The following is a 26,908-nucleotide window of genomic DNA, read 5'->3' on the forward strand; positions in this document are numbered from 1 at the left end:
GGCATTCGGCCGTGTTTCGGGGGACTGCGGACGCGGGTTTGGCCCTGTGTTCGAAGAGTGTTCGATGCGCGTGGGCTGTCGGGGGCCTGTTTTTCCGCTGTGGCGGGGGTTGTTGGCGTGGCTGGGGCGCGGGCGGCGGGCGCGGGGCGACGCGCGCGGTGGCGGGGGTGTGGGGGCGCCCGGGTGCCGTCGTGGCGAGCGTGAAGGGGGCGGGGGCGTCGGCGTCGGGCCACCGTCGGGCCGGTCGAAGGCGGCGTCGGCGGTCGGGCCACCGTCGGGCGGGCGAAGGCGGCGTCGGCGGTCGGGCCACCGTCGGGCCGTTCGAAGGGGGCGTCGGTGTCAGGCCACCGTCATGCCGGTCGCCCGGGGGTCGGCCTCGGCCGCGGTCCGTGCGGTGTCGAGGACCTGCCGTATCCCGGTGGCGACGGCGGGGTGCACGGGCAGCGCGAGATGCCCGACCCCGCTCACCCGCACGTTCTCCGCCGACAGGTCGGGATGGTCGATGCAGGCGGTCTCCAGCGGGTCCATCAGGTGGTCGAGATCGCTCCAGAAGCTGACGAAGTGGGTACGGCAGCCGGGCGCGGGCCGGTTCAGCTCGGTGAGGAGCTCGGAGCCGGGCCGCATCTGGCGCACGATCGGGTGGGCGTTCGCCAGCGGCGCCACCCGGGTGCCGGCGTGCGGCGTACCGAGTGTCACCAGCGTCCGCACGCGGAGGTCGCCGCCGAGGCGCTGCACGTAGTAGCGCGCTATCAGACCGCCGAGACTGTGCCCGACGATGTCGACCCGGTCACTGCCCGTGCGCGCGCAGATCTCCTCTATGTGCCGCCCGAGCAGCTCGGCCGCGGTGCGGATGTCGCAGGTCAGCGGTGAGTAGTTGAGCGACTCGACCTGCTGCCTGCCGTGCTGGGCGAGGCTGCGGCGCAGCAGGACGAAGACCGAGCGGTTGTCGATGAAGCCGTGCAGCAGCACGACCGGCGGCTTCGCCTCCGTCCGCAGCTGTGCCGTGCCCTCCGGTACGGGCAGGGGCGAGGCCGCGTCCCGGCGCTCCTGGACGATGCCCGACGGATAGAGAAGGAGGTGACCCGCGAGGATCGCGATCTCGAGCGCGGTCGCCTTCAGGAGGGCCACGGACAGACCCGCCAGCCGGGTGGGCAGAAGACGCCGGCAGAGCGGAAGAAGGGGCAGCGCTGCTCCGGTGACCTTCATGGCCGACCTCCTGTCGGCACACTGGGGGACTGCTCTGTCCCCCGTGTGCCCTCGTGGGAGATCGCGACGCAGGCGATCGGCGAGGATGCCCGAACGGCCCGAGGGGGGAGGGTGTGGCGTGCGGCGCGGTGCGTTTCCCGCAGCGCCGGCGGTGCCGGTGTTGCCGACGATGCCGGTCGTGCTGGTTTTTCTGATGGTGCTGGTGGTGCCGGTGGTGCGCCGATGACGTGCCGAGGCTCCCTGCCGGTGTGGCGACGAGGCTCCCCGCTGTCGTGCCGTACCTGCCCTGCGTGCCTTTCGTACAGTCGCCGAAGCACCGCACTGTCACGACGCGCGGCCTGCGGCGCGGCGATGCGGCGACCTCGTTGCGGCTCCCGTTGCGCGTGGTCCCGCTGTGGCACGTGTGCCGCGGGTACCTGTGAACCATGTGTCACAGGGGCCCGCGCCGCGCGTGTCGCAGAGACTCGAAACGGTGCGCTGCTGATGTGTCCCATTGTGTGATTTCCCCCTCGGTCCGCACCGCGAAACTGCCGGTTGCGGAATGCTGGCGATAACGTTCGTTCACTTCCCCGGCCGGTGCGGGTACCGCGGTACCTGTCGGTAGGGATGAATGCAGTCGCTTCATGGAGGCAGTGATGGGTGTGGCAGCCGGTCCGATTCGCGTGGTGGTGGCCAAGCCGGGGCTCGACGGCCACGATCGCGGGGCCAAGGTGATCGCGCGTGCGCTGCGCGACGCCGGTATGGAGGTCATCTACACGGGGCTCCACCAGACCCCCGAGCAGATCGTCCACACCGCGATCCAGGAGGACGCCGACGCGATCGGCCTCTCGATCCTCTCCGGCGCGCACAACACGCTCTTCGCGGCGGTCATCGAGCTGCTCCGGGAACGGGACGCGGAGGACATCAAGGTCTTCGGCGGCGGCATCATCCCCGAGGCGGACATCGCGCCGCTGAAGGAGAAGGGCGTCGCGGAGATCTTCACGCCCGGCGCGACGACCGCGTCGATCGTCGACTGGGTGCGGGCGAACGTACGCCAGACCACCGGGGCGTAGGGCCTCCGGCGGCCGGACCGCCGACGCGGGCGGCTCCCGGCGCCGGTGACCTGAGAGAGGCGCCCGGCCCCGGTCGCTGTGCCGGGTTCCCGTCCTCGGGTATCAGTCCTCGGCGGCGGCCCCGGCCGGTCCACCGCCGGCGCGGTGTCCGGCCGGAGCGCCGGCAGGGCACGCGCCCGCAGGCGAGGCCGGCCGGGCCGTGGTCGCGCTCCCGGGCGCCGCCCCCGGCCGGTCCGGCCCCCGGGACCGCTCAGCCGGACCGTGGCGAGTCCCCGGTGACCGGCGCCGACGGCAGCCCGGTCGGCGCCCGGAGTTCCTCCGCCATCGTCCCGCGCAGGCGCAGGGTGGTGACCAGGCGCTGGAACGCCTCCGCCCAGTACTCCCCGGCTCCCGGCGACGCGTCCTCCCGCTCGTCCGGCACCGCGAGCAGCCCGTCGAGACGCTTCGCCTCGGCCGGGTCCAGGCAGCGTTCGGCCAGACCCATCACTCCGCTGAAGCTCCATGGATAGCTCCCTGCGTCCCGCGCGATCTCGAGCGCGTCCACGACCGCCCGCCCGAGCGGCTCGGCCCACGGCACAGCGCACACCCCGAGCAGCTGAAACGCCTCGGAAAGCCCATGGGTGGCGATGAACCCGGCCACCCATTCGGCCCGCTCGGCGGCGGCCAGCCGGGCGAGCAGCTTCGCGCGCTCCGCCAGGGACACCGCTCCCGGGCCACCGGCCTCCGGCGCCGACGGCAGCCCGAGCAGGGCCCGGGCCCAGGCGGAGTCCCGCTGCCGTACGGCCGCCCGGCACCAGGCCGCGTGCAGTTCGCCCCGCCAGTCGTCGTTCACCGGCAGCGCCACGATCTCCTCCGGTGTACGGCCCCCCAGCCGGGCGGACCACGTTCCCAGGGGGGCCGCCTCCACCAGCTGGCCCAGCCACCACGAGCGTTCACCCCGGCCCGCGGGTGCCTTGGCCACGACTCCGTCCCGCTCCATGCCCGCGTCGCACGCGTGCGGCGCCTCGACGGTCAGGGCCGGCGTGTCCCGGGTGCGGTCGGGGGCCACGCACGCCCCGGCCCGCAAGGCCATCCGGCCGGCGAGCGCGGACTCCGGCAGCGCCGACAGCAGCTCCGCGGCCGTCGCCCGTACGTTGCGGCTCCGGTCGGCCAGCGCCTGCTCCAGGAACGGCTCGTCTGCCGGGCCCAGGCCGGTGCGCAGCGAGTCGAGGAACATCAGCCGGTCCTCGGCGCGCTCGGTCGCCCAGGTCGTGGCGAGCAGGTCGCGCGCGGCGGCGGGCTCACGGTCCCGCAGCGCGCCGAGCAGGGCGACCCGCTCGGCGAACAGTCCCTCCTGCCACAGCTCCCGCACGCGGTCCGGGTCGTCGGCGGGCGGCAGCGCCGCGCCCTGGCCGGGCGTCGCGCGCAGCGCGAACCGCCAGTCCGGGTTCAGCCGGGCCAGCCACACGGCGCGCGGACCGGCGAAGGTGAGCGCCGCCGGCCGCAGGTCGGTACGCCCCCGGGCGGCGTCGAGCAGCGCGGGCACGGCCTCCGGGGGTGCCGCGTAACCGCGTGCGTTCGCGGTCTGGAGCCACTGCGGAAGCAGCTCCATCAGGGCGGGTGCCGTGCCTCTGCGGCCACCGCCGCCGGTGCCGGGCCGGTCGGCCAGCAGCATCGTGAGCCTGCGGGCCGCCGGGGCGGGCAGCGGTGGACGCGGATCGTCCGGCGCGGGCCGCGGACGGTCCGCCGCCGGTGCCGCCCGCAGCCCGGCCCGCCGCCGTACGGTCTCCACGGCGGCCGCGTCGAGCAGTGCGACCGGCGCCTCCCGGCCCGGCCCGGTCCCCGGCGGCGTGCGCCGGTCCGTCCCGAGCAGGGCGGCGGTGACGAGTTCCTCCCAGGCTCCCGGAGCGGGTGAACCCACCGAACCCGGCGCGGGGGTCCTGTTCATGAGATTCCTTCCGTCTGGTACCACTGCGTGATGGACATCCCGTCCGTGCCGGGTGTCCCGTGGGACGGAGCACGTGCATGGCTCGGGAGGGGGACCGGGTCCGTGCGGGTCCGGTGGTTCAGCACAGGGGTACCGCCTCGCCCGGGCCCGCCGGCCAGGCAGTGAGTGGGGTGAAGCCCCGGTGTCCGCACTCGCCGAACACCGTGACCGGGGCGCCGCCCGACAGGGCGACCAGCCGCCACAGGCCGGGGCGTGAGACGGCCGAGGGGGTGAGCGGCAGCGCCGCGTCCGAGCCGGCGCCGGCGAGCTGCCAGGAGCCGCCGTCCGGAGTCGGTATCACCCCGTCCAGCGTCACCGGGACCGAGTCGAGCCACGGGTCGTCGCGCAGTGCCTTGCCGTAGTGGGCCGCCGCTTCGGCCGGTGTCACGCCCGGCGGCCGTGTCGCCGCCGGTGCGGGCGGTGCGAACTGCTCGCCCAGGGCCGCTCGGGACTGCCCCGCCCCCGGATACGCGGACACCTCGGCCTCCAGAGCCAGCCCCACCGGCAGGGCGAGTTCCGGCGCGCGGCCGGCCGCCCCGTAGGAGAGGAGCAGCGCCGTACGGTGCGACTCGGCGCCGTACAGCCAGATCCGGCGGGTCGTCAGGCGCGCGTCCGCCGTGTCGTACTGGGCGAGGACCAGCCAGCGGTCCCGCACCGGCGGGCCGTCCGCCGAACCGGGCAGGCCGACACGGGAGCGGACCGTCGCCGCCAGACCGTCCGGGAGCCGCTCGCGGCGCAGCCAGCCCTGGTCGAGGAGGTGCAGCAGCGCGCACTCCTCCAGCAGCCGCACCGGCCAGCCGGGCCCGGACGCCGGGACGGCGCCCAACTCCCTCACCCGCGCTGCCAGTCCGGGGGCCTGCGCGTCGACCATGCGGGCCGCCGTCTCCTCCCAGAGTCCGTACCCCGCCTGCTCGGCGCCGGCCAGGCCGCCGCGCAGCAGGTCCGCCAGCCGCTGCTCCAGTTCCGCCGCGCCCGCCGTGATCCGCTCGGCGCGACGCTGGGTCCTGCGCCGGGCGGCCTCCGGGTCGGCGGAAGCGGCGGGGGAACCGGACGCCTCCGCCGTCCGTTTCCCCTCCGCACGTCTACGTCTGCCCCCGAGCCATTCCTCCGCCCAGTCCGGCGGCTGCGCCGCGGGCACCGCGCCGTCCCCGCCCGCCCAGAGCAGCAGCAGCCCGAGCGCGTGCTTGCACGGGAACTTGCGGCTCGGGCAACTGCACTTGTAGGCGGGACCGGCCGCGTCCGCGAGGTCGATGACCGTCTGATACGGCTTGCTGCCGCTGCCCCTGCACAGTCCCCACACCGTCCCCTCCTCGCCACTGCCCGTCTCGGACCACGGTCCGGCCGCGCCGAGTTTGCTTCCCGCTTTGCGTGAGGCGGCGTCAGGTGCCAGTGCCAGCACCTGATCCGCAGTCCAGCGCACCCCCTGCTGAGTCATGCTGTCGAAGGTAGGTCCCGGCACTGACAATCGGTCCGCGGGCCCGCTCCGAAGGCCCCCTCCCGACGGCGTTTCCGCAGGTCGGATCGCATTGTCAGTGGCGTGGTGCACGGTGGACACCAGATCCGAACCGGCCGAGCTGGAGGGGGCCTCAGCCATGTCTGTGTCCGTGGAACCGCAGTCCGTCGAAGTGAGCGAGAACAAGCCGGGCGAGGCGTTGCGGCCGCACGCCGAGGACGCCTTCGCGGCCGAACTCGCCGCGCTGGCCGCGCAGGACGACCGTCCGCGCCCGACCCGCTGGAAGCTGTCGCCCTGGGCGGTCGCCACCTACCTGCTCGGCGGCACGCTGCCCGACGGCACGGTGATCACCCCGAAGTACGTGGGACCGCGCCGGCTCGTGGAGGTCGCCGTCACCACCCTCGCCACCGACCGTGCCCTGCTCCTGCTGGGCGTTCCCGGCACGGCGAAGACCTGGGTGTCCGAGCACCTGGCCGCGGCGGTCAGCGGCGATTCGACCCTGCTCGTGCAGGGCACGGCGGGCACCCCGGAGGAGGCCATCCGCTACGGCTGGAACTACGCGCAACTGCTCGCCCACGGGCCGAGCCGCGACGCCCTCGTGCCCAGCCCGGTCATGCGGGCCATGGCGGAGGGGATGACGGCCCGGGTCGAGGAGCTGACCCGCATCCCGGCCGACGTGCAGGACACGCTCATCACGATCCTGTCGGAGAAGACCCTGCCCATACCGGAACTGGGACAGGAGGTGCAGGCGGTCCGCGGCTTCAACCTGATCGCCACGGCCAACGACCGCGACCGCGGTGTCAACGACCTCTCCAGCGCGCTGCGCCGTCGCTTCAACACGGTGGTGCTGCCGTTGCCGGAGAGCGTCGAGGCCGAGGTCGACATCGTCTCCCGGCGCGTCGACCAGCTCGGCGGCTCGCTCGGCCTGCCGGCCGCGCCCGAGGGCATGGACGAGATCCGCCGTGTGGTGACCGTCTTCCGCGAGCTGCGCGACGGCGTCACCTGCGACGGCCGTACGAAGGTGAAGTCGCCCAGCGGCACGCTGTCCACGGCCGAGGCGATCTCCGTCGTCACCAACGGCCTCGCCCTGGCCGCCCACTTCGGGGACGGCGTGCTGCGGGCCGGGGACGTCGCCGCGGGCATCCTCGGCGCCGTCGTGCGGGACCCGGCCGCCGACCGTGTCGTCTGGCGGGAGTACCTGGAGGCGGTCGTCCGCGAACGCGACGGCTGGAAGGACTTCTACCGGGCCTGCCGAGAGGTGAGCGCGTGAGCGACCGCCGGCGGGGGAGGTGCCGCGGAGCGGCGGCGGCCCGTCGTCACCGCACCGGTGAGCCGGGCCGGTGGGGCGGGGGCGGGAAGGCGCCCGGGGACGACTCGAGCTGGTCCAGGAGAGGAGGGAGGCGGGCGTGACAGACGAAGACGAGTCCGGCGGCCGGTGGCCCGGCGGGGCGGGAGTGCCGCTGCTGCTCGGCGTGCGGCACCACGGTCCCGGTTCGGCGCGGGCCGTGCGGGCGGCGCTGGCGGCGGCCCGGCCGGAAGCCGTGCTGATCGAGGGCCCGCCCGAGGCCGACGCCCTCATCCCGCTGGCCGCCGACGAGGACATGCGGCCGCCGGTCGCCCTGCTCGCCCACGCGGTGGACGAGCCCGGCCGTTCGGCCTTCTGGCCGATGGCCGAGTTCTCCCCGGAGTGGGTCGCGATCCGCTGGGCGCTGGAGCACGGTGTCCCGGCCCGTTTCATCGACCTCCCCGCCACCCACACGCTGGCATGGGGGCGGGACCCGGAGAGCGGGTCCGGCGGGCCCGCGGGCCCGGCCGGTGCGGAGCCCCCGCAGCCCGCGGGGGAGGGGGCGGACGGCAGCGACGACATCGACAGCGGGGACGGCGGGGACGGCGGGGGTGACGTCGGGGCGGCGGCCCGCCCCGACGTCCGGATCGACCCGCTCGCCGCTCTCGCCGAGGCCGCCGGCTATGACGACCCCGAGCGGTGGTGGGAGGACGTCGTCGAGCACCGCGGCCCGGGCGAGGGGGACCCGTTCGCGCCGTTCGACGTGCTCGGGGAGGCCATGGGGGCGCTGCGGGAGACGTACGGCAGCGGAGGCCACGACCGGGATCTCGTGCGGGAGGCGTACATGCGGCTCCAGGTGCGGGCCGCGCAGCGCGAGTTCGGGGAACGCGTCGCCGTGGTCTGCGGGGCCTGGCACGTGCCCGCACTGCGCGAGAAGACCACCGTCGCCGCCGACCGGGCACACCTGAAGGGACTGCCCAAGGTCAAGGCGGACATGACGTGGGTGCCGTGGACGCACCGCAGGCTCTCCCGGGTCAGCGGTTACGGCGCCGGCATCGACTCGCCCGGCTGGTACGGACATCTGTTCGCCGCCCCCGACCGGCCCGTCGAGCGGTGGCTGACCAAGGTGGCGGGACTGCTGCGGGCCGAGGACCGGCTCGTCTCCTCGGCGCACGTCATCGAGGCGGTGCGGCTCGCCCGGACGCTCGCCGCGATGCGCGGCCGCCCCCTGCCGGGCCTGACCGAGACCACCGACGCCGTGCGGGCGGTGATGTGCGAGGGCTCGGACGTGCCGCTGGCCCTGGTGCACGACCGGCTGGTCGTCGGAGACGTGCTGGGCGAGGTGCCGCGCACGGCGCCCGCGGTGCCGCTGCAGCGCGACCTCGACCGGCTCCAGCGCAGACTGCGCCTCAAACCCGAGGCGCTGGAGCGGGAGTTGGAGCTCGACCTGCGCAAGGAGACCGACGCCGGGCGCGGCAGGATGCTGCATCGGCTGCGCCTGCTGGGCGTCGCCTGGGGCGAACCGGTCGCCTCGCGGGGCAGCACGGGCACCTTCCGCGAGTCGTGGCGGCTGCGCTGGGAACCCGAGCTGGCGGTGCGGGTCGCCGAGGCCGGCATATGGGGGACGACCGTCCTCACGGCCGCGACCGCCAAGGCGGAGGCCGACGCCGTGAGCGCGCGGGGCCTCGCCGACGTCACCGCGCTCGCCGAGCGCTGTCTGCTGGCCGAACTGCCGGACGCGCTCCCGGTGGTGATGCGGGTCCTCGCCGACCGGGCGGCACTCGACACGGACGTCGGCCACCTCGCCCAGGCCCTGCCCGCGCTGGTCCGCTCGCTGCGCTACGGCGACGTGCGCGGCACGGACACCCGGGCGCTCGCGGAGGTCGCCGCCGGCCTCGCCGAGCGGGTCTTCGTGGGCCTGCCCCCGGCCTGCGCCGCCCTCGACGCCGACGCGGCCGAGGAGATGCGACGCCACGTGGACTCGGTGCACGGAGCGGTGGGGCTGCTGGCGGACGCCCCCGGGCAGTGGCCCGCGGGCCCACAGCGCGGCGACACCGCGTCCGGCGGCCGGCGTGACCTGCGCGGACGCTGGCACGCGGTGCTGCGGGTCCTGACCCGACGGGACACCGTGCCCGGGGTCGTCCGGGGACGCGCCGTACGACTCCTGCTCGACGACGGGGAGTTGGCGCAGGACGACGCGGCACGGCTGATGGGGCTCGTGCTGTCGCCGGGGACCCCGCCGCAGGACGCGGCCGCGTGGATCGAGGGCTTCGTCGGCGGCGGCTCCGGCGGCGGAATGCTGCTCGTCCACGACGAGCGGTTGCTGGCGCTGGTCGACGACTGGCTCACCGGCGTCCCGGCCGAGGCGTTCACCGACGTACTGCCCCTGCTGCGGCGCACCTTCTCCGCGTACGAACCCGGAGTGCGCCGGACTCTGGGAGAACTCGTCCGCCGGGCACCGGGGGAGCGGGGCGGCGGCGCGACGAGCGGGCGCTTCGGCACACCAGGCTTCGCGGCCGACCTCGACCCCGGGCGCGCGGACGCGGTGCTGCCGGTGGTGCGCCTGCTGCTGGGCCTGGACGACGACAACCTCGTGGGAGTGGACGGATGACGACGAGCGAGCCGACGGACCCGGCGCGGGAGCGACTGCGCCGCTGGCGGCTGGTCCTCGGGGGCGACGCGGCAGACGGCACCGGATGCGCGCTGTCCGGACGGGACGCCGCGATGGACGGGGCGCTCGCCGCCCTCTACGGGAAAGGGGACGGACCGCGGAAGGGACGGGACCGTTCGGCGGGGCTCGGGGCCTCGGCGCCGTCCGTGGCGCGCTGGCTCGGGGACATCCGCACCTACTTCCCCTCCTCCGTCGTCCAGGTCATGCAACGGGACGCCATCGACCGCCTCGGGCTGTCCACACTGCTCCTGGAACCGGAGATGCTGGAGGCGGTGGAGGCCGACGTGCACCTCGTCGGCACGCTTCTCTCCCTCAACAAGGCGATGCCCGAGACGACTAAGGAGACGGCACGGACCGTGGTCCGCAGGGTCGTCGAGGACCTGGAGAAGCGGCTCGCCACCCGCACCCGGGCCACCCTCACCGGCGCCCTGGACCGCAGCGCCCGGATCAACCGGCCGCGCCACCACGACATCGACTGGAACCGCACGATCGGAGCCAACCTCAAGCACTACCTGCCCGAGTACCGGACGATCGTCCCGGAGCGGCTCATCGGCTACGGGCGGGCCTCCCGGTCGGTGAAGAAGGAGGTCGTGCTGTGCATCGACCAGTCGGGGTCGATGGCGGCGTCCGTCGTCTACGCGTCCGTGTTCGGGGCGGTGCTGGCCTCCATGCGGTCGATCGACACACGGCTCGTCGTCTTCGACACGGCGGTGGTCGACCTCACCGACCAGCTCGACGACCCGGTCGACGTCCTCTTCGGCACGCAGCTGGGCGGCGGTACGGACATCAACCGGGCCCTCGCGTACTGCCAGTCGCAGATCACCCGCCCCGCGGAGACGGTGGTCGTGTTGATCAGCGACCTCTACGAAGGAGGCATACGGGACGAGATGCTGAAGCGGGTCGCGGCGATGAAGGCGTCGGGGGTGCAGTTCGTGGCGCTGCTCGCGCTGTCCGACGAGGGGGCGCCCGCCTACGACCGGGAGCACGCCGCGGCGCTCGCCGCCCTGGGCGCGCCGGCCTTCGCCTGTACACCGGACCTGTTCCCGGAGGTGATGGCGGCGGCGATCGAGAAGCGCCCGCTTCCGGTACCGGACACGGCCTGAGGCCCGAAACGGACATGACCACCCATCGGTGACGGGGGGCTTGCGCGGCCTCGGGAGTCTCGTGCGAGGATCGGCGGCGCGCCTGCGCTCCGCCGGCCCCGCACTCTCCGTACCGCCGCACGGGAGGAACCGCCCCCTCTTGGCCTGGCAGACCGCTCTCCCGGCAGCCCCGCCCGATGCCGCCCCGCGCCAGACGCGCGCGGCCGCCGGGCGACGCGCGCTGCAAGTGGCGCTGCTGGTGGGTGGGTTGTTCGTCCTCGGCGTGCTCTGCGGGGAGCGGGCCCACGCGGCGGACGGCATCCGGTCGGTGCCCTCCGTGCCCTCCGTGACTTCCTCGACGTCCGTGCCTGCGGTCGACCTCCCCGGCCACGCTCCCGAGCACACCGTGCGTCAGGTGCTGGAGGACGGCGTCGTACGACCGGTCGGAGACCTGGTCACATCGGTGACCAGAGACCTGGCCGAGGCACCGGCCAAGCTGCCCCCACTCCCGACGCCCCCCTCTCTCCCCGCACCGCCCACCCTGCCGGACCTTCCGTCCCTGCCGTCCCTTCCGGACCTTCCGGGTGTCCCCGACCTGCCGACGACCCCCATCCCCACCACTCCCGTCCCCACCACTCCCATCCCCACCGCCCCCGCGTCTCCCACCGCGCCCACGCCGCATCCGCCGGTCACCGCGTCGCAGCCGTCGTCTGTGGCCCCGGTGGCCCCGGTGGCCAAGTCGGCGGGCGCACGGGCGACCGAGGCCGCCGTGGCGGAGCAGGGTCCCACCGTCGGTCTCCGTATCGCCGGCCCCCGCGTCCCCGCCGGCACCGCGACCCACGCCTGGGAACACGTCGACCGGAACCGTTTCCGCCGGCACCGGACCGCGTCCAGCGTCCAGGTGCCCGCGCATCCGGCGCCCGCCGGTGAGCCGGGTGGTGCGCTGGGCGGAAAGTCCGGGGTGGACGGCGGTACGTCACGGCACGGCGACGCCCATGCGGTGACCCCCGGACACCGGGCGCCGCTCCGGCTCGTCCCCGGTGCCGCCATGGGCGGGGCCGCGGCTCCGCTGCGGGACCGGCACGTGGACGTCCCCGTCTCCCCGGCCTAGGCCCACCTTCCTCGCACCGGCCTCCCCGCTCCCAGGAAGGGCGGACAGGCACCCCCGCCCGCCCACGCTCCCCGGAGCCCGGAGCCCGGAGCCCGGAGCCCGGAGCCCGGAGCCCGGAGCCCGGAGCCCGGAGCCCGGAGCCCGGAGCCTTGCGCCCAGGAGCCCGCGCGGAACGCGTGGGAGGCCGGGCGGGCCGCCGAGTACCGAGCGTCGAGAGCGAGTACCGCTCCGCCCGCTCGCCCCGACTCCGTGAGACAAGAGACCCGAATGGCCGAAAACCATCGGTATGTTCGGGTAGTGCGACATCTCACGGATGGGCCGGATGGATCCCAGGGGAGGGATTCACCCGCCCTCCGCCCCGAGGGGCTGTTCAAGGGCCCCGCCGGGCCGACCCCAGCCTGGCGGGGCTCGCCCCGTTCGACCGCCTGTTCCCCTGCCTCCGGCACTCTGTGCCAGCGTTTTCGGCATCATGTGACAGGTATCACCGCTCAGGTGTGACCTGCGATTTAGAGACCCACGGCAAGCGGCGATAGCCTGCGAGACGGACATGCCGCGCGCTCGGACACCGTGTGCGCCTCCCTTGTGACTGACAGACGGCGGACGTCACGTTGCCCTCGCGGCACGCCCACGCAGACAACGAACCGCGAGATCACTGATAGGGACGGAAGCGCGTGGACCTGTTCGAGTACCAGGCGAGGGACCTCTTCGCCAAGCACGATGTACCGGTGCTGGCCGGTGAAGTCATCGACACGCCTGAGGCGGCCCGCGCAGCCACTGAGCGTCTCGGTGGCAAGTCCGTCGTCAAGGCCCAGGTGAAGGTCGGCGGCCGTGGCAAGGCCGGTGGCGTGAAGCTCGCCGCCACCCCGGACGAGGCCGTCGCCCGTGCGACGGACATCCTCGGCATGGACATCAAGGGCCACACGGTCCACAAGGTGATGATCGCCGAGACGGCCCCGGAGATCGTGGAGGAGTACTACGTCTCCTTCCTCCTGGACCGCACCAACCGCACCTTCCTCTCCATCGCCTCCGTCGAGGGCGGGGTGGAGATCGAGGAGGTGGCGGCCAGCCGTCCGGAGGCCGTCGCCAAGACGCCGATCGACGCCAACGAGGGTGTGACCCCCGAGAAGGCCCGCGAGATCGTCGAGGCCGCGAAGTTCCCGGCCGAGGTGGCCGACAAGGTCGTCAACGTGCTGGTCACGCTGTGGAAGACCTTCATCGAGGAGGACGCCCTTCTCGTCGAGGTCAACCCGCTGGCGAAGGTCGCCTCCGGCGACGTCATCGCCCTCGACGGCAAGGTCTCCCTGGACGAGAACGCGGACTTCCGCCACCCCGACCACGCGGAGCTCGTCGACCACGCGGCGGCCAACCCGCTCGAGGCCGCCGCCAAGGAGAAGAACCTCAACTACGTCAAGCTCGACGGTGAGGTCGGCATCATCGGCAACGGCGCGGGTCTCGTCATGAGCACCCTCGACGTGGTCGCGTACGCCGGTGAGAAGCACGGTGGCGTGAAGCCGGCCAACTTCCTCGACATCGGCGGCGGCGCCTCCGCCGCGGTCATGGCGAACGGCCTGGAGATCATCCTCGGCGACCCGGACGTCAAGTCCGTGTTCGTCAACGTCTTCGGTGGCATCACCGCCTGCGACGAGGTCGCCAACGGCATCGTCCAGGCGCTGCAGCTGCTCGCGGACAAGGGTGAGGAAGTCACCAAGCCGCTGGTCGTGCGCCTCGACGGCAACAACGCGGAGCTGGGTCGCAAGATCCTGTCGGACGCCAACCACCCGCTGGTCCAGCGTGTGGACACCATGGACGGCGCGGCCGACAAGGCCGCCGAGCTCGCGGCCGCGAAGTAAGGGATAGAGGGACTCAGACCACCATGGCTATCTTCCTCAACAAGGACAGCAAGGTCATCGTCCAGGGCATGACCGGTGCCACGGGCATGAAGCACACCAAGCTCATGCTGGCCGACGGCACGAACATCGTCGGTGGCGTGAACCCGCGCAAGGCGGGCACGTCCGTCGACTTCGACGGTACGGAGATCCCGGTCTTCGGCACCGTCGCCGAGGCGATCGAGAAGACGGGCGCCAACGTGTCCGTCCTCTTCGTGCCGCCGGCCTTCGCCAAGGCCGCCGTCGTCGAGGCGATCGACGCGGAGATCCCTCTCGCGGTCGTCATCACCGAGGGCATCGCGGTCCACGACTCGGCCGCGTTCTACGCGTACGCCGGTTCCAAGGGCAACAAGACCCGGATCATCGGCCCGAACTGCCCCGGTCTCATCACCCCGGGTCAGTCGAACGCCGGCATCATCCCGGGCGACATCACCAAGCCGGGCCGCATCGGCCTGGTCTCGAAGTCCGGCACGCTGACGTACCAGATGATGTACGAGCTGCGGGACATCGGTTTCTCCTCCGCCGTCGGCATCGGTGGCGACCCGATCATCGGTACGACGCACATCGACGCGCTCGCCGCGTTCGAGGCCGACCCCGACACCGACCTGATCGTCATGATCGGTGAGATCGGCGGCGACGCCGAGGAGCGCGCGGCGGACTTCATCGCGAAGAACGTGACGAAGCCGGTCGTCGGCTACGTCGCGGGCTTCACCGCGCCCGAGGGCAAGACCATGGGCCACGCCGGCGCCATCGTCTCCGGCTCCTCCGGTACGGCCGCCGCGAAGAAGGAGGCCCTCGAGGCCGCCGGCGTCAAGGTCGGCAAGACGCCGACCGAGACGGCGAAGCTCGCCCGCGAGATCCTGGCCGGCTGACCTCTCAGCCGTGCGCCGATGGGCCCGCCCCGGAACAGGGGGCGGGCCCATCGGCGTCCCGCGCTCACTCACCCGCGCTCAGTCCGGCTGCGGCACGAGTCTCGGCGGACCGCTGACGGTCTCCTTCCGCAGTTTGGCCCGCAGTTCCAGCTCCGCCTCCGACAGCGGGCCCGGCGCGACCCGCGGCGGCACCCCGTGCACCTCCGCGCCCGGCGGGACCGGCGGCTCGTAGTGCGTCGGCGCGGTCTCCACGGTGAGCGCCGTGGCCCCGATCAGGGCGACCGTGAAGGCGATGGCGGCCCGCGTCCAGAACCGTGCCCGGCGTTCACCGCCGATCCGCACGACCGGCGGCCTGCCGGCCCGCAGCCGTCCTGTGGAGGCCAGTGCGACCAGCCGCTCGTGGAGGACGGCGGGGTCCGTCAGCTCGGGCAGACGGGTGGCGACCGCCGCGCGCGCGTGCAGCAGCCGGTTCGCCGTCGCCGGGGTGCTCGCCTCCGTCTCCGCGGCGGTCTCCGGCAGGCCGAGGCCGACACCGTCGTAGAGCAGCAGGGTGCGGCGGTACGGCGGCGGGAGGTGCAGGAGGGCGTCGAGCAGGGCGCGGTCGCGGGCGTCGACGGGCGGCGGTTCGGGGTGGCGGTGACTCGGACGGAACCGGTGCCAGGGGGAGAGCGCGTACTCGTACGCCGCCGCCCGCACCCAGCTCGCCGGGTCGCGGTCGGCGGCCACCTCGGGCCAGCGCTGCCAGGCGAGTTGGAAGGACCGTTCGACCGACTCCCGCGCCAGTTCGCGGCGCCCGGTGAGCAGATAGGTCTGCCGCACGAGGGCGGGGGCGCAGAAGGCGTAGAGCGCGTCGAACGCCTGAGCGGGCGTCAGTTCGGCCGACCCGGTCACCGGTTCGGGGGAAGGTGCCGGTTCCGGGAGGGCCGCGGGATCGGGCGGGGGTACGGGTTCCGGTCGGAGCGCCGGCTCCTGGACGACGGCCATGGGCTCCTCCTGGGATGCCGTCCGGTTCTGCTGATGTTCCGTCACGCCCGGCGCCCCCACGGACACCGGTTCCGCAGCGCGTTCCGGCGCCTGCGTCCGCACCTGTACCCGCATCGGCTCGGGTGTCGAATCCGGCCCGGAGTCACGGGACTTGAGGTCCTCCGGGCCCGTCGGCGCGGTCAGCAGTCTCGCGTACGCCTCTCCCTTCCGGCCGCGCGGAGTCGTCCGGCCGGCCTCCCAGCCGCGGACGGTCGCACGGGTGACGCCGAGTCGCGCCGCGACCTGAGCCTGTGTCAACGACGCGGCCTCACGCAGGCGTCGGCGTTCCCTGGGCGGGGGGAGCGGGGGCGCGGGGCTCTGCGTCACAGGAAGCCCCTTCGTGCGAAAAAGTACATAAACGTATATTGAGCGACACATCGGAGGTTCGCCTGTTACGACGGAAAAGCGCGTGTCGTTGGGAGCATGACGGCGTGATCCAGATGACCGTTCGCCGACCGCTGTTGTCGTCCCTGCTCACCCGGATGCGCGATCGATCGCCCGGCCTGGGCGCCGGCCTGCTGGGCGGCGCCGTCGCGGCGGGGCTCGGGCTCGGACTGTTCGCCGTCCTCGTCATGGTGCTGTGGATCAGCTCGCCGTATCCCGACAGCGGGCCGAGCGGGGCGCTGCACGTCGCCGCCGCCCTGTGGCTGCTCGCGCACGGCACCGAGCTGATGCGCACCGAGACGCTGTCCGGCGTTCCCGCGCCCGTGGGCGTCACTCCGCTGCTGCTGCTCGCACTGCCCGTCTGGCTGCTGCACCGGGCGGCCCGCGACGCGACCGACGCCGCCGACGCCGCCGACGCCGGCGGGGAGGCCACCCGGGGTGACGCGCCGCCACCGGTCCCCGCCCGCACCGCCTGGACGGGCGTCGTCGTCGGCTACCTCACCATCGGCACGGCCGTAGCCCTCTACGCCTCCGGCGGCCCGCTGCCGCCCGCGTGGAACTGGACGGCGCTGTGCCTGCCACTGCTCGCCGCGGCGGCCGCCGGATCGGGCGTGTGGACGGCGCACGGCTGTCCCGGCGCGGTGCTGGACCGGGCTTTTGTCGCCCTGCCGAAGGACGTACGGCGTCTTCTCGTCGGGCCGGACGCCCGGGCCCGCCTCGGCGTCTGCGCGCGGGCCGCGGCCGCCGGGGTGGCGGTGCTCGCCGGTGGCGGGGCCCTCCTGGTGGCCGCGTCACTCGTGTGGCACGGCGGGGCGGTGCGGGGGTCGTTCCTCCAGCTCACGGAGGGGTGGGCGGGCCGGTTCGCCGTCCTGCTGCTGTGTCTGGCGCTGGTGCCGAACGCGGCGGTGTGGGCGGCGGCCTACGCCCTCGGACCCGGCTTCACGCTCGGCGTCGGCCACGTCGTGGGACCGCTGTCCTCGGCGCCGCCGCCCCAGCTGCCGCCGTTTCCGCTGCTGGCCGCCGTCCCGGACGCGGGCGCCGGGACGCCGCTGAACTGGCTGGCGGCGGCGGTGCCGGTGATGGCCGGAGTGACCCTGGGCTGGTTCACCGGCACGGCCGCGGCGGTTGGTGGCCGGGAGAACCGGGAGGACCCGGGAGACCGGGAGCACCCGGGAGACCGGGAGGGTCAGAAGAGCCTGGCGAGCCGGGGAGGCCGGGAGAAGCAGAGGAGCCGGGAGGGCCGGGGAGGCGTGGCGAACCGTGAGAGCCGGGAGGGCGGCAGCAGCGGCCGGGACGGTCAGGTGGCCGCCTGGTCGCCCGGCCGGACCGCCGCGGTCACCGGGCTCGCCTGCGCGCTGGGCGCGGTGGGTGTCGCCGGCCTCACCGGACCCGCGGGCGGCCCACTGGGCGTCCTCGCCTTCGTGAGCTTCGGGCCCGTGTGGTGGCAGACCGGCGGTGCGGCACTGCTGTGGCTCGCGGCGGTCGGCGTTCCCGCCGCGCTGGGCGTGCGGTTCCGGCGCTGCCGGCCGCGCCGTGAACGGTCCGGTACGGCGGCCGGTGAGCGGACGGCGACCATCGGCAGGCCACGGGTGGAACCGCAGGACCGGCAGGTCGCCGTTCCCAGGAAGCCCGGCCAGAACACACCGGCCCAGAATCCGCCCACCCGGCAAGCGCCCGCACCCGAGCCGCCGAAGCCGCCGAAGCCGGCGAAGTCGCCGAAGCCGCCGAAGCCGGCGAAGTCGCCGAAGCCGCCGAAGCCGCCGAAGCCGGCGAAGTCGCCGAAGTCGCCGGAGTCGTCGAAGCTGCCGAACCTGTCCGAGCCCTCGAAGCTGCCCGAGCCTTCGAAGCTGTCCAAGTCGTCCAAGTCTCCGAAGCCACCTGAGCTGCCTGAGTCAGCGATGTCAGGGAAGTCGGCGGACTCGCCCGAAACGTCCGCGCTGCCGGAGTCCCCTGGCTCCTCTCAGCTGTCCGAGCCGCGGAAGCAGCCCAAGTCGCCGAAGTCCCCAGAGTCCGCCGAGCCCTCCACCCCATGGGAGCCACTGACCCCGCCGAAGTCACCCGAGCAGTCACCCGCATCGAAGTCACTTAACCCGTCGAACCACCGGCCGCACCCATCGGAACCGCCGACCCCGTCTGAGCGGCCGGTCCCGCCGAAGTCACCCGAGCCGTCCCCCGCGTCCAACTCGCTGAACCCGCCGCACCCGTCGGAGCCGCTGCACCGGCCGCACCCGGAGCCGTCGGCCCCTCCCGAGCGGCCGTTCCTGCCGAAGTCACCCGAGCCGTCATCGGCATCGAATCCACTGAACCGGCCGCACCCGCCGAACCCGTCGGAGCCGCCGACCCCGCCGAAGTCACCCCAGCAGTCACCCGTACCCCCACCGCCCACCCCGTCGAAGTCGCCGGCCTCGCCGCCGCCGACCCTCTTCTCCGGCCGACGCCGGTTCCGGCTGTCGCTGCGGTCAACCGGCGGCTGGTTGGCGCGGCGGAAGGGCTCCGGCTCCGAGGTGTCCGCGACGACGGGCCCGGCGGCGGGACGCGGCACGCCCCACGGCCAGGACGACATGTCGGCGCTGTCCGCGCTCGCCGCGCTGAGCGATCAGGACGTCATGGCCGGGCTGCGGGACCAGCAGCTCACCTACGACGAGACGTACGACTTCCTGCCCATCGAGCTCCGGGCGCCGCGCACCCCGCCGGCGTCACCCGTGCCTCCGGCCTTCCGGGCGACGACACCCGGGCCCTGGTACGACGAGCCCGCCCCCTGGACCACCCCGCCGAGCGCACCCCGGACACCGGACGCGGCGAAGCCGCCACCCCCGGACGCCCCGTGAACCGGCAGCTTCACCACCCGGCGGCAGTCAGCCGCTCACGCCCAGCAGGGTGCGCAGCTCCTTCGGCAGAAGGTCGTTGCAGGACTGCTTCGCCTCGTTGGTGAGGGCGTCGTTCGTGCAGGTGTAGTAGTCGCTGTAGACCAGTTGCGCGGTGAAGCCGGCGGCGACCAGGGCGAGCGCCAGGGACGCGGCGACCAGGCCGCTGACCGCGGCGGAGGTCTGCGGGCGGGCGTTCGGGTCGGGCGCGGGGGAGTTCGGGTCGGGGGTGCGGGGCTTGGCGCGCAGCGCGCTGATGCCCCAGTACAGGGACAGCGCGCCGAGCAGCAGGGCCACGTACGGCCAGCTGAAGAGGGCGAAGAAGAAGGCCCACATGCCGCTGAGGAGGGAGTAGCGGGCGCGGCGCTGTGAGGGGTCGGTGGCGTCCCAGCGGGGGCCGGAGCCGGGGCCGCCACCGGGGCCCTGCTGGTTGTTGCCCGGGCCGCCCGGGCGCTGGCCGAAGCCGCCGGGGGAGCGGCCCGGCTGCTGGTCGCTCCACTGGCTGCCCCACGGCGAGCTCCCGTCCTGGGGCTGCGGGGGTTTCGGGGAGCCGTCCCGCGGGTCGTCGGACCCCTCGCCGCCGGTGGGCCGGCGCGGCTGCCAGGGGCGGTCGGGCGTGCCCTCGGGCGGCGGTGCGAAGGGGTTGTCGTCCGCGGCCGGACCGTCGTGCTTGTCGCCGTCGCCGCGGCCCGAGGGGGCGTCGGGCGGTGAGGTGGGGCGCTCACGCAGGAGCATGCCGCGCTCCCCTCCCTGCACCGACTGCTGGGGGAGCGTGAGGAGTCGCAGGCTGCGGTCCGGCATCAAGTGAGCGTCTTCCCCTTGGTGAGTACCTGAACTGGCGTGAGCTGTCACTTCGTGAACGCACCGCACACTGACCGCGTTCCCGAGCCCACTCGTTCCAGACGCTACCTTCCGGCCACGCCCCCGTCCCACGGGGGCCGCCAGGAGTGCCGGTATCGTTGCTGACGGTCGTCCGCTTCGTAGACTTCCCCGTATCCCGGGACGCGAAGCATTCGTACGACCGTACAAACGCTCCCCCGAGAAAGGGCCCCATCGTGGCCGCCAAGCCCGTGGCCAAACGCCTCGTCGTGCTGGTCTCCGGTTCCGGTACGAACCTCCAGGCACTCCTGGACGCCATCGAGAGCGCCGGCAGCGAGGCGTACGGAGCGCGGATCGTGGCCGTCGGGGCCGACCGCGCGGGCATCGAGGGGCTGGCGCGTGCCGAGCGCGCCGGGATCCCCACCTTCGTCTGCCGGGTCAAGGACCACGCGAGCCGCGAGGAGTGGGACGCGGCGCTGGCCGGGGCGACCGCCGCCCACGAGCCCGACCTCGTGGTGTCCGCCGGGTTCATGAAGATCGTCGGCAAGGAGTTCCTGGCCCGTTTCGGCGGCCGGTTCGTGAACACGCACCCGGCCCTGCTGCCCAGTTTTCCCGGAGCCCACGGTGTGCGGGACGCGCTCGCGTACGGCGCCAGGGTCACCGGCTGCACCGTCCACTTCGTCGACGACGGCGTCGACACCGGACCGATCATCGCCCAGGGCGTGGTGGAGATCCGTGACGAGGACGACGAGAGCGCTCTGCACGAGCGCATCAAGGAAGTCGAGCGAAGGCTGCTCGTCGACGTCGTGGGCCGGCTCGCCCGCAACGGCTATCGCATTGAGGGACGAAAGGTAGTTATCCAGTGACCGCCGAGAGCAACAAGCGGCCCCTTCGCCGGGCGCTCGTCAGCGTCTACGACAAGACCGGGCTCGAGGAGCTCGCCCGCGGGCTCCACGAGGCGGGCGTGGAACTCGTCTCCACCGGCTCCACCGCCGGGCGTATCGCCGGCGCCGGCGTCCCGGTGACCAGGGTGGAGGAGCTCACCGGCTTCCCCGAGTGCCTGGACGGCCGGGTCAAGACCCTGCACCCTAGGGTCCACGCGGGCATCCTCGCCGACCTGCGCCTCGACAGCCACCGTGAGCAGCTCGCCGAGCTGGGCGTGGAGCCGTTCGACCTCGTCGTCGTGAACCTCTACCCGTTCCGCGAGACCGTCGCCTCGGGTGCCACGCCCGACGAGTGCGTGGAGCAGATCGACATCGGCGGTCCGTCGATGGTGCGCGCCGCCGCCAAGAACCATCCGTCGGTCGCCGTCGTGACCAGCCCCGAGCGGTACGCCGACGTCCTCGCCGCGGTGCGGAACGGCGGCTTCGACCTCGGCACCCGCAAGCGGCTGGCCGCCGAGGCGTTCCAGCACACGGCCGCCTACGACGTCGCGGTCGCGAGCTGGTTCGCCAGTTCCTACGCGCCCGTCGACGAGTCGCGCTTCCCCGACTTCCTCGGCGCCACCTGGGAGCGCGGCAGCACCCTGCGCTACGGCGAGAACCCGCACCAGCCGGCCGCCCTGTACCTGGACGGCAACGGCGGCGGTCTCGCCGAGGCCGAGCAGCTGCACGGCAAGGAGATGTCGTACAACAACTACACGGACACGGACGCCGCCCGCCGTGCCGCGTACGACCACGCCGAGCCCTGCGTCGCGATCATCAAGCACGCCAACCCGTGCGGCATCGCGGTCGGCGCGGACGTCGCCGAGGCGCACCGCAAGGCGCACGCCTGCGACCCCCTGTCGGCGTTCGGCGGGGTGATCGCGGTCAACCGCCCGGTGTCCAGGGAGATGGCGGAGCAGGTCGCGGAGATCTTCACGGAGGTCATCGTCGCGCCCGACTACGAGGAGGGCGCGCTGGAGGCGCTGGCCAGGAAGAAGAACATCCGGGTGCTGAAGGCTCCGGACGGCCCGTCCAGCCCGGTCGAGGTCAAGCCGATCGACGGCGGCGCGCTGCTCCAGGTGACCGACCGGCTCCAGGCCGAGGGCGACGACCCGGGGAACTGGACCCTGGCGACGGGTGAGGCGCTGTCCGCCGACGAGCTGGCCGACCTCGCCTTCGCCTGGCGGGCCTGCCGGGCCGTCAAGTCCAACGCCATCCTGCTCGCCAAGGGTGGTGCCTCGGTCGGCGTCGGCATGGGCCAGGTCAACCGGGTGGACTCGGCGAAGCTGGCCGTCGAGCGGGCCGGTGCCGAGCGGGCCCAGGGCTCGTTCGCCGCGTCCGACGCGTTCTTCCCGTTCCCGGACGGGCTGGAGATCCTCGTCGCGGCCGGTGTCAGGGCCGTGGTCCAGCCCGGCGGTTCGGTCCGTGACGAACTGGTCGTGGAAGCCGCCAGGAAGGCGGGCGTGACGATGTACTTCACCGGCACCCGCCACTTCTTCCACTAGCCGCAGCCGTCAACTGCAGCCGTCAACTGCAGCCGCAGCCGCAGCCATCAACTGCCGTCGCAGCCGCAGCCGTCAACTGCCGTCGCCCGTCCGCCCGTAGGCGGGCCGGAGCGGGGTGACGCACCAGGGCCGTGTCCCCCTCGTACGGGTGGACACGGCCCTTGGTCGTGAGCGGCGGTGCGACCGGTCCGGTCGCGGGTGCGTCGGCGTGCGGCGCGTTCAGTCCCTCGGGTCAGTACCGCGGGCGGTTGAACCAGGCGGCGCCGTTGGAGTTGCCGACGAACACGGCGATCAGGATGCCGAGCACCGTGTGGATCAGGCCCACGACGATGAACGGGTAGAGGCCGAGGATCGCGGTGACGATGCCGAAGATCAGGGTGGTGATACGGACGCCGTTGCCGCCGGAGTTGAACTTCACCGCCAGCACGATCGCGAACACCGCCCAGGCGAGGGCGAACACGGCGAGCGCCCAGATCACGCCGGAGGAGTAGTCGGCGAGCTGCTGGAAGGAGGAGTTGTCCCGCAGCTGGTCGTCGTTCTTCGCGGCGGTGACGCTCGCCGCGGTGAAGGCGAACAGGGCGACGCCCAGGATCTGCAGACCGACGATGACCCACATCATCACGCGGGCCGCGCTCACCGTGCCGGGCATCGTGGTCGGGCCGGAGGGCATGCCGTAGTGCGCCGGAGGAGCCTGCGGGTAGCCGTACCCGGGTGCCTGCGGCTGCTGCGGGTAGCCGTAACCCTGCTGCTGGCCCTGAGGCGGGCCGTAGGGGTTGTTCGGGTCGCCGAAACTCATCGCGGTGTTTCCTCCGTTGTCCAGGTGCGGGGACGACGCGCGGCACCGTGCGGAGGAAGGTTCTACGGATGCGGTTCATCCCCCCGATGAGCTGCCCGCGGCACTGTTCAGATCATCGTTCTTTAGCCTGCCGTTACTTGTCCAGCCGCAATGCGCATGTGTTGTCCAAGCGCAACATCGGTGATCACGACGGGACACCTGGGGACGGATGCCGCACCGCCGCGGGACCCCGGATTGGAACCGGGGCCCCGTCATCCGCGAGGATGGGGTCATGACCGCCCAGATTCTCGATGGCAAGGCCACCGCAGCCGCGATCAAGTCCGATCTGACCGCCCGCGTGGCGGCGCTGAAGGAGAAGGGGGTCACGCCCGGCCTCGGCACGATCCTCGTCGGGGACGACCCCGGCAGTCAGAAGTACGTCGCCGGCAAGCACCGCGACTGCGCCGAGGTGGGCATCGCCTCCATCCAGCGCACTCTGCCGGCCACGGCGACGCAGGACGAGATCGAGGCAGTCGTACGCGAACTGAACGAGGACCCGGCCTGCACCGGGTACATCGTGCAGCTGCCCCTGCCCAGGGGCATCGACGAGAACCGCATCCTCGAACTGATGGATCCGGACAAGGACGCCGACGGCCTGCACCCGATGAACCTCGGTCGCCTGGTCCTCAACGAGCCCGCCCCGCTGCCCTGCACCCCCAACGGTGTCCTCACCCTCCTGCGCCGCTACGGCGTGGAGATCAAGGGCGCCGAGGTGGTGGTCGTCGGCCGAGGTGTCACCATCGGCCGCCCGATGCCGCTGCTGCTGACCCGCCGCAGCGAGAACGCCACGGTGACCCAGTGCCACACCGGCACCCGTGACCTGGCGGCCCACCTGCGGCGCGCGGACATCATCGTGGCGGCCGCCGGTTCGGCCCACCTGATCCGGCCCGAGGACGTGAAGCCGGGCGCCGCCGTCCTGGACGTCGGTGTCTCGCGCAGCGCCGAGGGCAAGATCGTGGGGGACGTCCACCCGGGCGTCGCCGAGGTCGCCGGCTTCATCTCCCCGAACCCGGGGGGCGTCGGCCCGATGACCCGCGCCCAGCTGCTCGTCAACGTGGTCGAGGCGGCGGAGCGCAGTGCCGGCTGAGGACACCCCCGGCGAGGCCGAGGAGTTCGAGGTACGCGACCCGGTCAGCGCGCCCGACGCGCAGGGCCGTCCCCGTCGTACGACGCGCCGCTTCCCGCTGTTCACCCGGGACACCGCGCGCCCGGAGGGCGGCGGAAGGGCCGCGCCCCGAGACGCCCCGGCGCCCGCCCGGCAGTGGCCGATCCTGGCCGTGCTGGCCATGGTCGGCCTGGGCCTGCTGCTGACCGCGCTGGACGTCTTCCGCTACGGGACCCTGCTGATCGGCGTCGCGCTGCTGGCCGGCGGTGTCCTGCGCTGGATCGTGCCGGACGTCGGCATGCTCGCCGTACGCTCCCGCTTCACCGACATCGTCACCTACGGGGTGCTGGGCACCGCGATCGTCCTGCTGGCGCTGATGGCGCAGCCGAACCCGTTGCTGCAGATCCCGTTCCTGAAGGACACCCTGCACTTCACCGTCAGCACCAGCTGACCGCGCCGGCCACGACCGGCCTTGGGCGCACCCGGACGGCGGCCCGTCCTCTCCCCCGAGCGAGGACGGACCGCCGCCGGGACCCACCTTCCAGTACGGCGAACGCCCTGTTCAACCGCTGTCCTCCCGCTGTGGCACGGGTGTGACCGTTCCGCCATGTTGTCCGCGCTCCGCCACGGCGGCGCGCTCCCGGCGGCACCCCCCGCGGGAACCGGGCACCCCCTCGGAGTCGTCCATCCGCTCGGACCGGGCAACGCGAGGAACGCCGTGGAGGAGTGCGATGAGCGCCTGGCAGCCGCTGCCGGACGACCTGCCGCCGGAGGTGCGGCACTTCGTGGAGCAGCTGCGGCTCCTCAAGGACCGCACCGGACTGAGTCTGGTCGCGCTCGGCGCGCGCACCGCCTACAGCAAGTCCTCCTGGCACCGCTATCTCAACGCCACCCAGCCCCCGCCCCGGCAGGCGGTCGTCGCCCTGTGCCGGGTCGCCGGCGAGAACCCGGAACGGCACGGCGTGCGCTGGGAGTTGGCGGTCCAGGCCTGGCCGCGACCGGCGACGGTACCCGGCCGGCCGGCCACCGTACCGGAGTACGAGGACGACCCCACCCTGCCCTGGTGGGACACACCCCCCGAACCGGACGGGAACCGCGCGCCGGGCGGACGGGTGCTGCTGTACGCCGTCCTGCTGCTCCTCGTCCTGCTCGTGACCGGCGTGGTCGGCGCCGTCGCCCTCGGGTGAGCGGGCCTCGCCCGCGAGCGGGCCAGGCGGGTGAGCGGGCCACCGCCCGTGAGTGGACCCCGTCCGTGAGTGGACCCCGCGGGGCGGGTGAGCCGACCCACGCGGGTGAGCCGACCCACGCGGGTGAGCCGGCCCAAGCGGCTGAGCCGGCCCACGCGGCTGAGTCGGCCGGTGGGTGACCGGCCGGACGGACACGCGCGCCAACCCCGTTGCCCCTGAGCCGAGTTCACCCGGACGCCGGACGCCGTGCGAGTGCGGGGCGGTGTGGGGGGCGAGGTGGCGGGACGATTCATGACGGGACCGGACGTCCCTCGCATATACCGGGCGTGCGACGGCGTGCGCCCGCGTCCCGGCGCTCCGGTGCGCCCCTGGCCGGGGAACTGTGGTCCCGGCCCGGCGCATCACTGTGGGTAGGCCGGAACGGGCGGAACGGGGACGCGGGGACGACCGCGTGGGGGAGGAGGCCGGGCCGCCCGGAACGACCGGGGGACAGCCAGCACGAAACGGGGGATGAGGGGGGAAGTGATGCCTCGTTGGAAGGCCTTGCCGGATGAACTCGATCCGCAGGTCAAGGAGTTCGCGAGCCAGCTGCGGAGGCTGGTGGACCGCGGCGGCCTCAGTGTCGCCGCGGTGGCCGACCGCACCGGCTACAGCAAGACGTCCTGGGAGCGCTATCTCAGCGGGCGGCTTCTGGCGCCCAAGGGCGCGATAGTCGCCCTGGCCGAGGTCACCGGCACCAGTCCCGTGCACCTGACCACGATGTGGGAGCTCGCCGAACGCGCCTGGAGCCGCTCGGAGATGCGGCACGACCGGACCATGGAGGCGGTCCGGATCTCCCAGGCGCGGGCGGCGCTCGGCGAGTCCGCGCCGCCGCCGGCGAAGGCGAGGGGCGGCAGGACGGCCCGCGGGGGCGGCGGCATGACCGTGATGCCGGGCATCGCCGGACCCGCGGGTGTGTCGCCCACGGTGCCGCCGCAGCCGACGGCACCCGAGGTCCAGGACGCCACCGGGAACGGTATCGGCGGCGCCGGGGGCGGGCGGGGTGAGGTGGGCTCGCGGGCGGCGGCCGGGCACGCGGGGGCGGCGTCCACGTCGTCCTCGCCGCCGTCCGCCCCGCCCCCGTCCTCCCCCTCGCCGGCTCCGGGGGCTTCCCCGGCGCCCGGCCCGTCGTCGGCCGCGCCGGCCGGCGGGCGGCGGTGGGTCACGTTCGTCGCCGGTGCCGTCGGCGCGCTCGCCGTGCTCGGCGGGGTGCTCTTCCTGTCGGGCGGCGGGGCGGGGAGGGACGACCGGGGTGCCGCCGCCTCGCCCGCACCCTCCGTCAGCGCGAAGCGCGACCTGCCGGCCGAGGTCGGCTGCGCCGGTGCCTCCTGCGAGGGCAGGGACGCGGAGAGCATGGGGTGCAGCGGCGACCGGGCGGCCACCACCAGGACCGTGCGCGTGGGCCCGAGCGTCGTCGAGGTCCGGTACAGCGCGACCTGCGGGGCGGTGTGGGGCCGTATCACCCAGGCCGCTCAGGGCGACGAGGTGCGGGTGACCGTCGGCCGCACCGTGCGGAAGGGGGACATCACGGTGCCCGGCGACACGATCGCGTACACACCGATGGTCGCGGTGAAGAAGGCGGGCGGGGCCACGGTGTGCGCCGCGCTGGCGTCCGGGGTGAAGGGGTGCACGCGGTAGCG

General features: G+C 73.8%; 19 protein-coding genes and 1 pseudogene. 14 read left to right on the forward strand and 6 right to left on the reverse strand.

Going from position 1 to position 26,908, the window contains the following annotated elements:
* Positions 1-339: 339 nt before the first annotated feature.
* Positions 340-1,206, reverse strand: coding sequence for a lipase family alpha/beta hydrolase (locus AC07AZ_RS07430; protein WP_478844726.1), 867 nt, complete (start codon positions 1,204-1,206; stop codon positions 340-342).
* 635 nt (positions 1,207-1,841) lie between these two features.
* Between AC07AZ_RS07430 and AC07AZ_RS07435 the strand changes: the two genes are divergently transcribed.
* Positions 1,842-2,258, forward strand: coding sequence for a cobalamin B12-binding domain-containing protein (locus AC07AZ_RS07435; RefSeq protein WP_478844728.1), 417 nt, complete (start codon positions 1,842-1,844; stop codon positions 2,256-2,258).
* 250 nt (positions 2,259-2,508) lie between these two features.
* On the opposite strand, the gene AC07AZ_RS07440 is transcribed toward AC07AZ_RS07435, so the two are convergent.
* Complete coding sequence (locus AC07AZ_RS07440; protein WP_478844730.1) at positions 2,509-4,185, reverse strand: DUF5691 domain-containing protein; 1,677 nt, start codon at positions 4,183-4,185, stop codon at positions 2,509-2,511.
* 118 nt (positions 4,186-4,303) lie between these two features.
* Complete coding sequence (locus AC07AZ_RS07445; protein ID WP_478844732.1) at positions 4,304-5,659, reverse strand: SWIM zinc finger family protein; 1,356 nt, start codon at positions 5,657-5,659, stop codon at positions 4,304-4,306.
* A gap of 157 nt (positions 5,660-5,816) precedes the next feature.
* On the opposite strand from AC07AZ_RS07445, the gene AC07AZ_RS07450 reads away from it, so the two are divergent.
* From AC07AZ_RS07450 to sucD, 6 genes are all read left to right on the forward strand, one after another.
* Positions 5,817-6,947, forward strand: a complete 1,131-nt coding sequence (locus AC07AZ_RS07450) for an ATP-binding protein (protein WP_478844734.1) — start codon at positions 5,817-5,819, stop codon at positions 6,945-6,947.
* Between the two features lie 136 nt (positions 6,948-7,083).
* Entirely contained in the window at positions 7,084-9,573 is a 2,490-nt protein-coding gene (locus AC07AZ_RS07455; protein WP_478844736.1) for a DUF5682 family protein, read from the forward strand.
* Positions 9,570-10,736, forward strand: coding sequence for a VWA domain-containing protein (locus AC07AZ_RS07460; protein ID WP_478844738.1), 1,167 nt, complete (start codon positions 9,570-9,572; stop codon positions 10,734-10,736). The genes AC07AZ_RS07455 and AC07AZ_RS07460 overlap by 4 nt, the downstream gene beginning before the upstream one ends.
* Positions 10,737-10,875: 139 nt before the next feature.
* The gene (locus AC07AZ_RS07465; protein WP_478844740.1) at positions 10,876-11,826 is read left to right on the forward strand and encodes a hypothetical protein; all 951 of its coding nucleotides are present in this window, start codon (positions 10,876-10,878) and stop codon (positions 11,824-11,826) included.
* 671 nt (positions 11,827-12,497) lie between these two features.
* Positions 12,498-13,676: an ADP-forming succinate--CoA ligase subunit beta gene (sucC, locus tag AC07AZ_RS07470; RefSeq protein WP_478844742.1), complete on the forward strand. Its 1,179-nt coding sequence runs from the start codon at positions 12,498-12,500 to the stop codon at positions 13,674-13,676.
* A 23-nt stretch (positions 13,677-13,699) separates the two neighbouring features.
* Positions 13,700-14,584 (forward strand): succinate--CoA ligase subunit alpha, encoded by an 885-nt coding sequence (gene sucD / locus AC07AZ_RS07475; RefSeq protein ID WP_478844744.1) that lies wholly within the window; start codon positions 13,700-13,702, stop codon positions 14,582-14,584.
* A gap of 78 nt (positions 14,585-14,662) precedes the next feature.
* Here sucD and AC07AZ_RS07480 read toward each other — a convergent pair whose 3' ends face one another.
* Positions 14,663-15,934, reverse strand: a complete 1,272-nt coding sequence (locus AC07AZ_RS07480) for a helix-turn-helix domain-containing protein (protein ID WP_478844746.1) — start codon at positions 15,932-15,934, stop codon at positions 14,663-14,665.
* 113 nt (positions 15,935-16,047) lie between these two features.
* Here AC07AZ_RS07480 and AC07AZ_RS07485 point away from each other — a divergent pair.
* Positions 16,048-17,517: pseudogene (locus AC07AZ_RS07485) on the forward strand (cell division protein PerM); the annotation flags it as partial.
* Between the two features lie 1,329 nt (positions 17,518-18,846).
* Here the strand turns inward: AC07AZ_RS07485 and AC07AZ_RS07490 are convergent.
* Positions 18,847-19,656 carry a hypothetical protein gene (locus AC07AZ_RS07490; RefSeq protein WP_478844748.1) on the reverse strand — a complete coding sequence of 270 codons (810 nt, stop codon included), beginning with the start codon at positions 19,654-19,656 and terminating at the stop codon, positions 18,847-18,849.
* Between the two features lie 254 nt (positions 19,657-19,910).
* Between AC07AZ_RS07490 and purN the strand changes: the two genes are divergently transcribed.
* On the forward strand, positions 19,911-20,540 hold the full coding sequence (gene purN / locus AC07AZ_RS07495; protein WP_478844750.1) for a phosphoribosylglycinamide formyltransferase: 630 nt from the start codon (positions 19,911-19,913) through the stop codon (positions 20,538-20,540).
* Complete coding sequence (purH, locus tag AC07AZ_RS07500) at positions 20,537-22,102, forward strand: bifunctional phosphoribosylaminoimidazolecarboxamide formyltransferase/IMP cyclohydrolase (RefSeq protein ID WP_478844752.1); 1,566 nt, start codon at positions 20,537-20,539, stop codon at positions 22,100-22,102. Before purN ends, purH begins: the two co-directional genes overlap by 4 nt.
* A 232-nt stretch (positions 22,103-22,334) precedes the next feature.
* On the opposite strand, the gene AC07AZ_RS07505 is transcribed toward purH, so the two are convergent.
* Positions 22,335-22,898: a hypothetical protein gene (locus tag AC07AZ_RS07505; protein WP_478844754.1), complete on the reverse strand. Its 564-nt coding sequence runs from the start codon at positions 22,896-22,898 to the stop codon at positions 22,335-22,337.
* 271 nt (positions 22,899-23,169) lie between these two features.
* On the opposite strand from AC07AZ_RS07505, the gene AC07AZ_RS07510 reads away from it, so the two are divergent.
* The 4 genes from AC07AZ_RS07510 to AC07AZ_RS07525 all read left to right on the forward strand — a co-directional run bounded on the left by AC07AZ_RS07510 (position 23,170) and on the right by AC07AZ_RS07525 (position 26,906).
* Positions 23,170-24,024 carry a bifunctional methylenetetrahydrofolate dehydrogenase/methenyltetrahydrofolate cyclohydrolase gene (locus tag AC07AZ_RS07510; protein WP_356046787.1) on the forward strand — a complete coding sequence of 285 codons (855 nt, stop codon included), beginning with the start codon at positions 23,170-23,172 and terminating at the stop codon, positions 24,022-24,024.
* Positions 24,014-24,493, forward strand: a complete 480-nt coding sequence (locus tag AC07AZ_RS07515) for a DUF3017 domain-containing protein (protein ID WP_478844756.1) — start codon at positions 24,014-24,016, stop codon at positions 24,491-24,493. The genes AC07AZ_RS07510 and AC07AZ_RS07515 overlap by 11 nt, the downstream gene beginning before the upstream one ends.
* A gap of 280 nt (positions 24,494-24,773) precedes the next feature.
* The gene (locus tag AC07AZ_RS07520; RefSeq protein ID WP_478844758.1) at positions 24,774-25,229 is read left to right on the forward strand and encodes a helix-turn-helix domain-containing protein; all 456 of its coding nucleotides are present in this window, start codon (positions 24,774-24,776) and stop codon (positions 25,227-25,229) included.
* Between the two features lie 525 nt (positions 25,230-25,754).
* Positions 25,755-26,906, forward strand: a complete 1,152-nt coding sequence (locus AC07AZ_RS07525) for a helix-turn-helix domain-containing protein (protein WP_478844760.1) — start codon at positions 25,755-25,757, stop codon at positions 26,904-26,906.
* The last annotated feature ends 2 nt before the right edge of the window (positions 26,907-26,908 follow it).

The organism is Streptomyces sp. NPDC043878 (genome assembly GCF_056435735.1).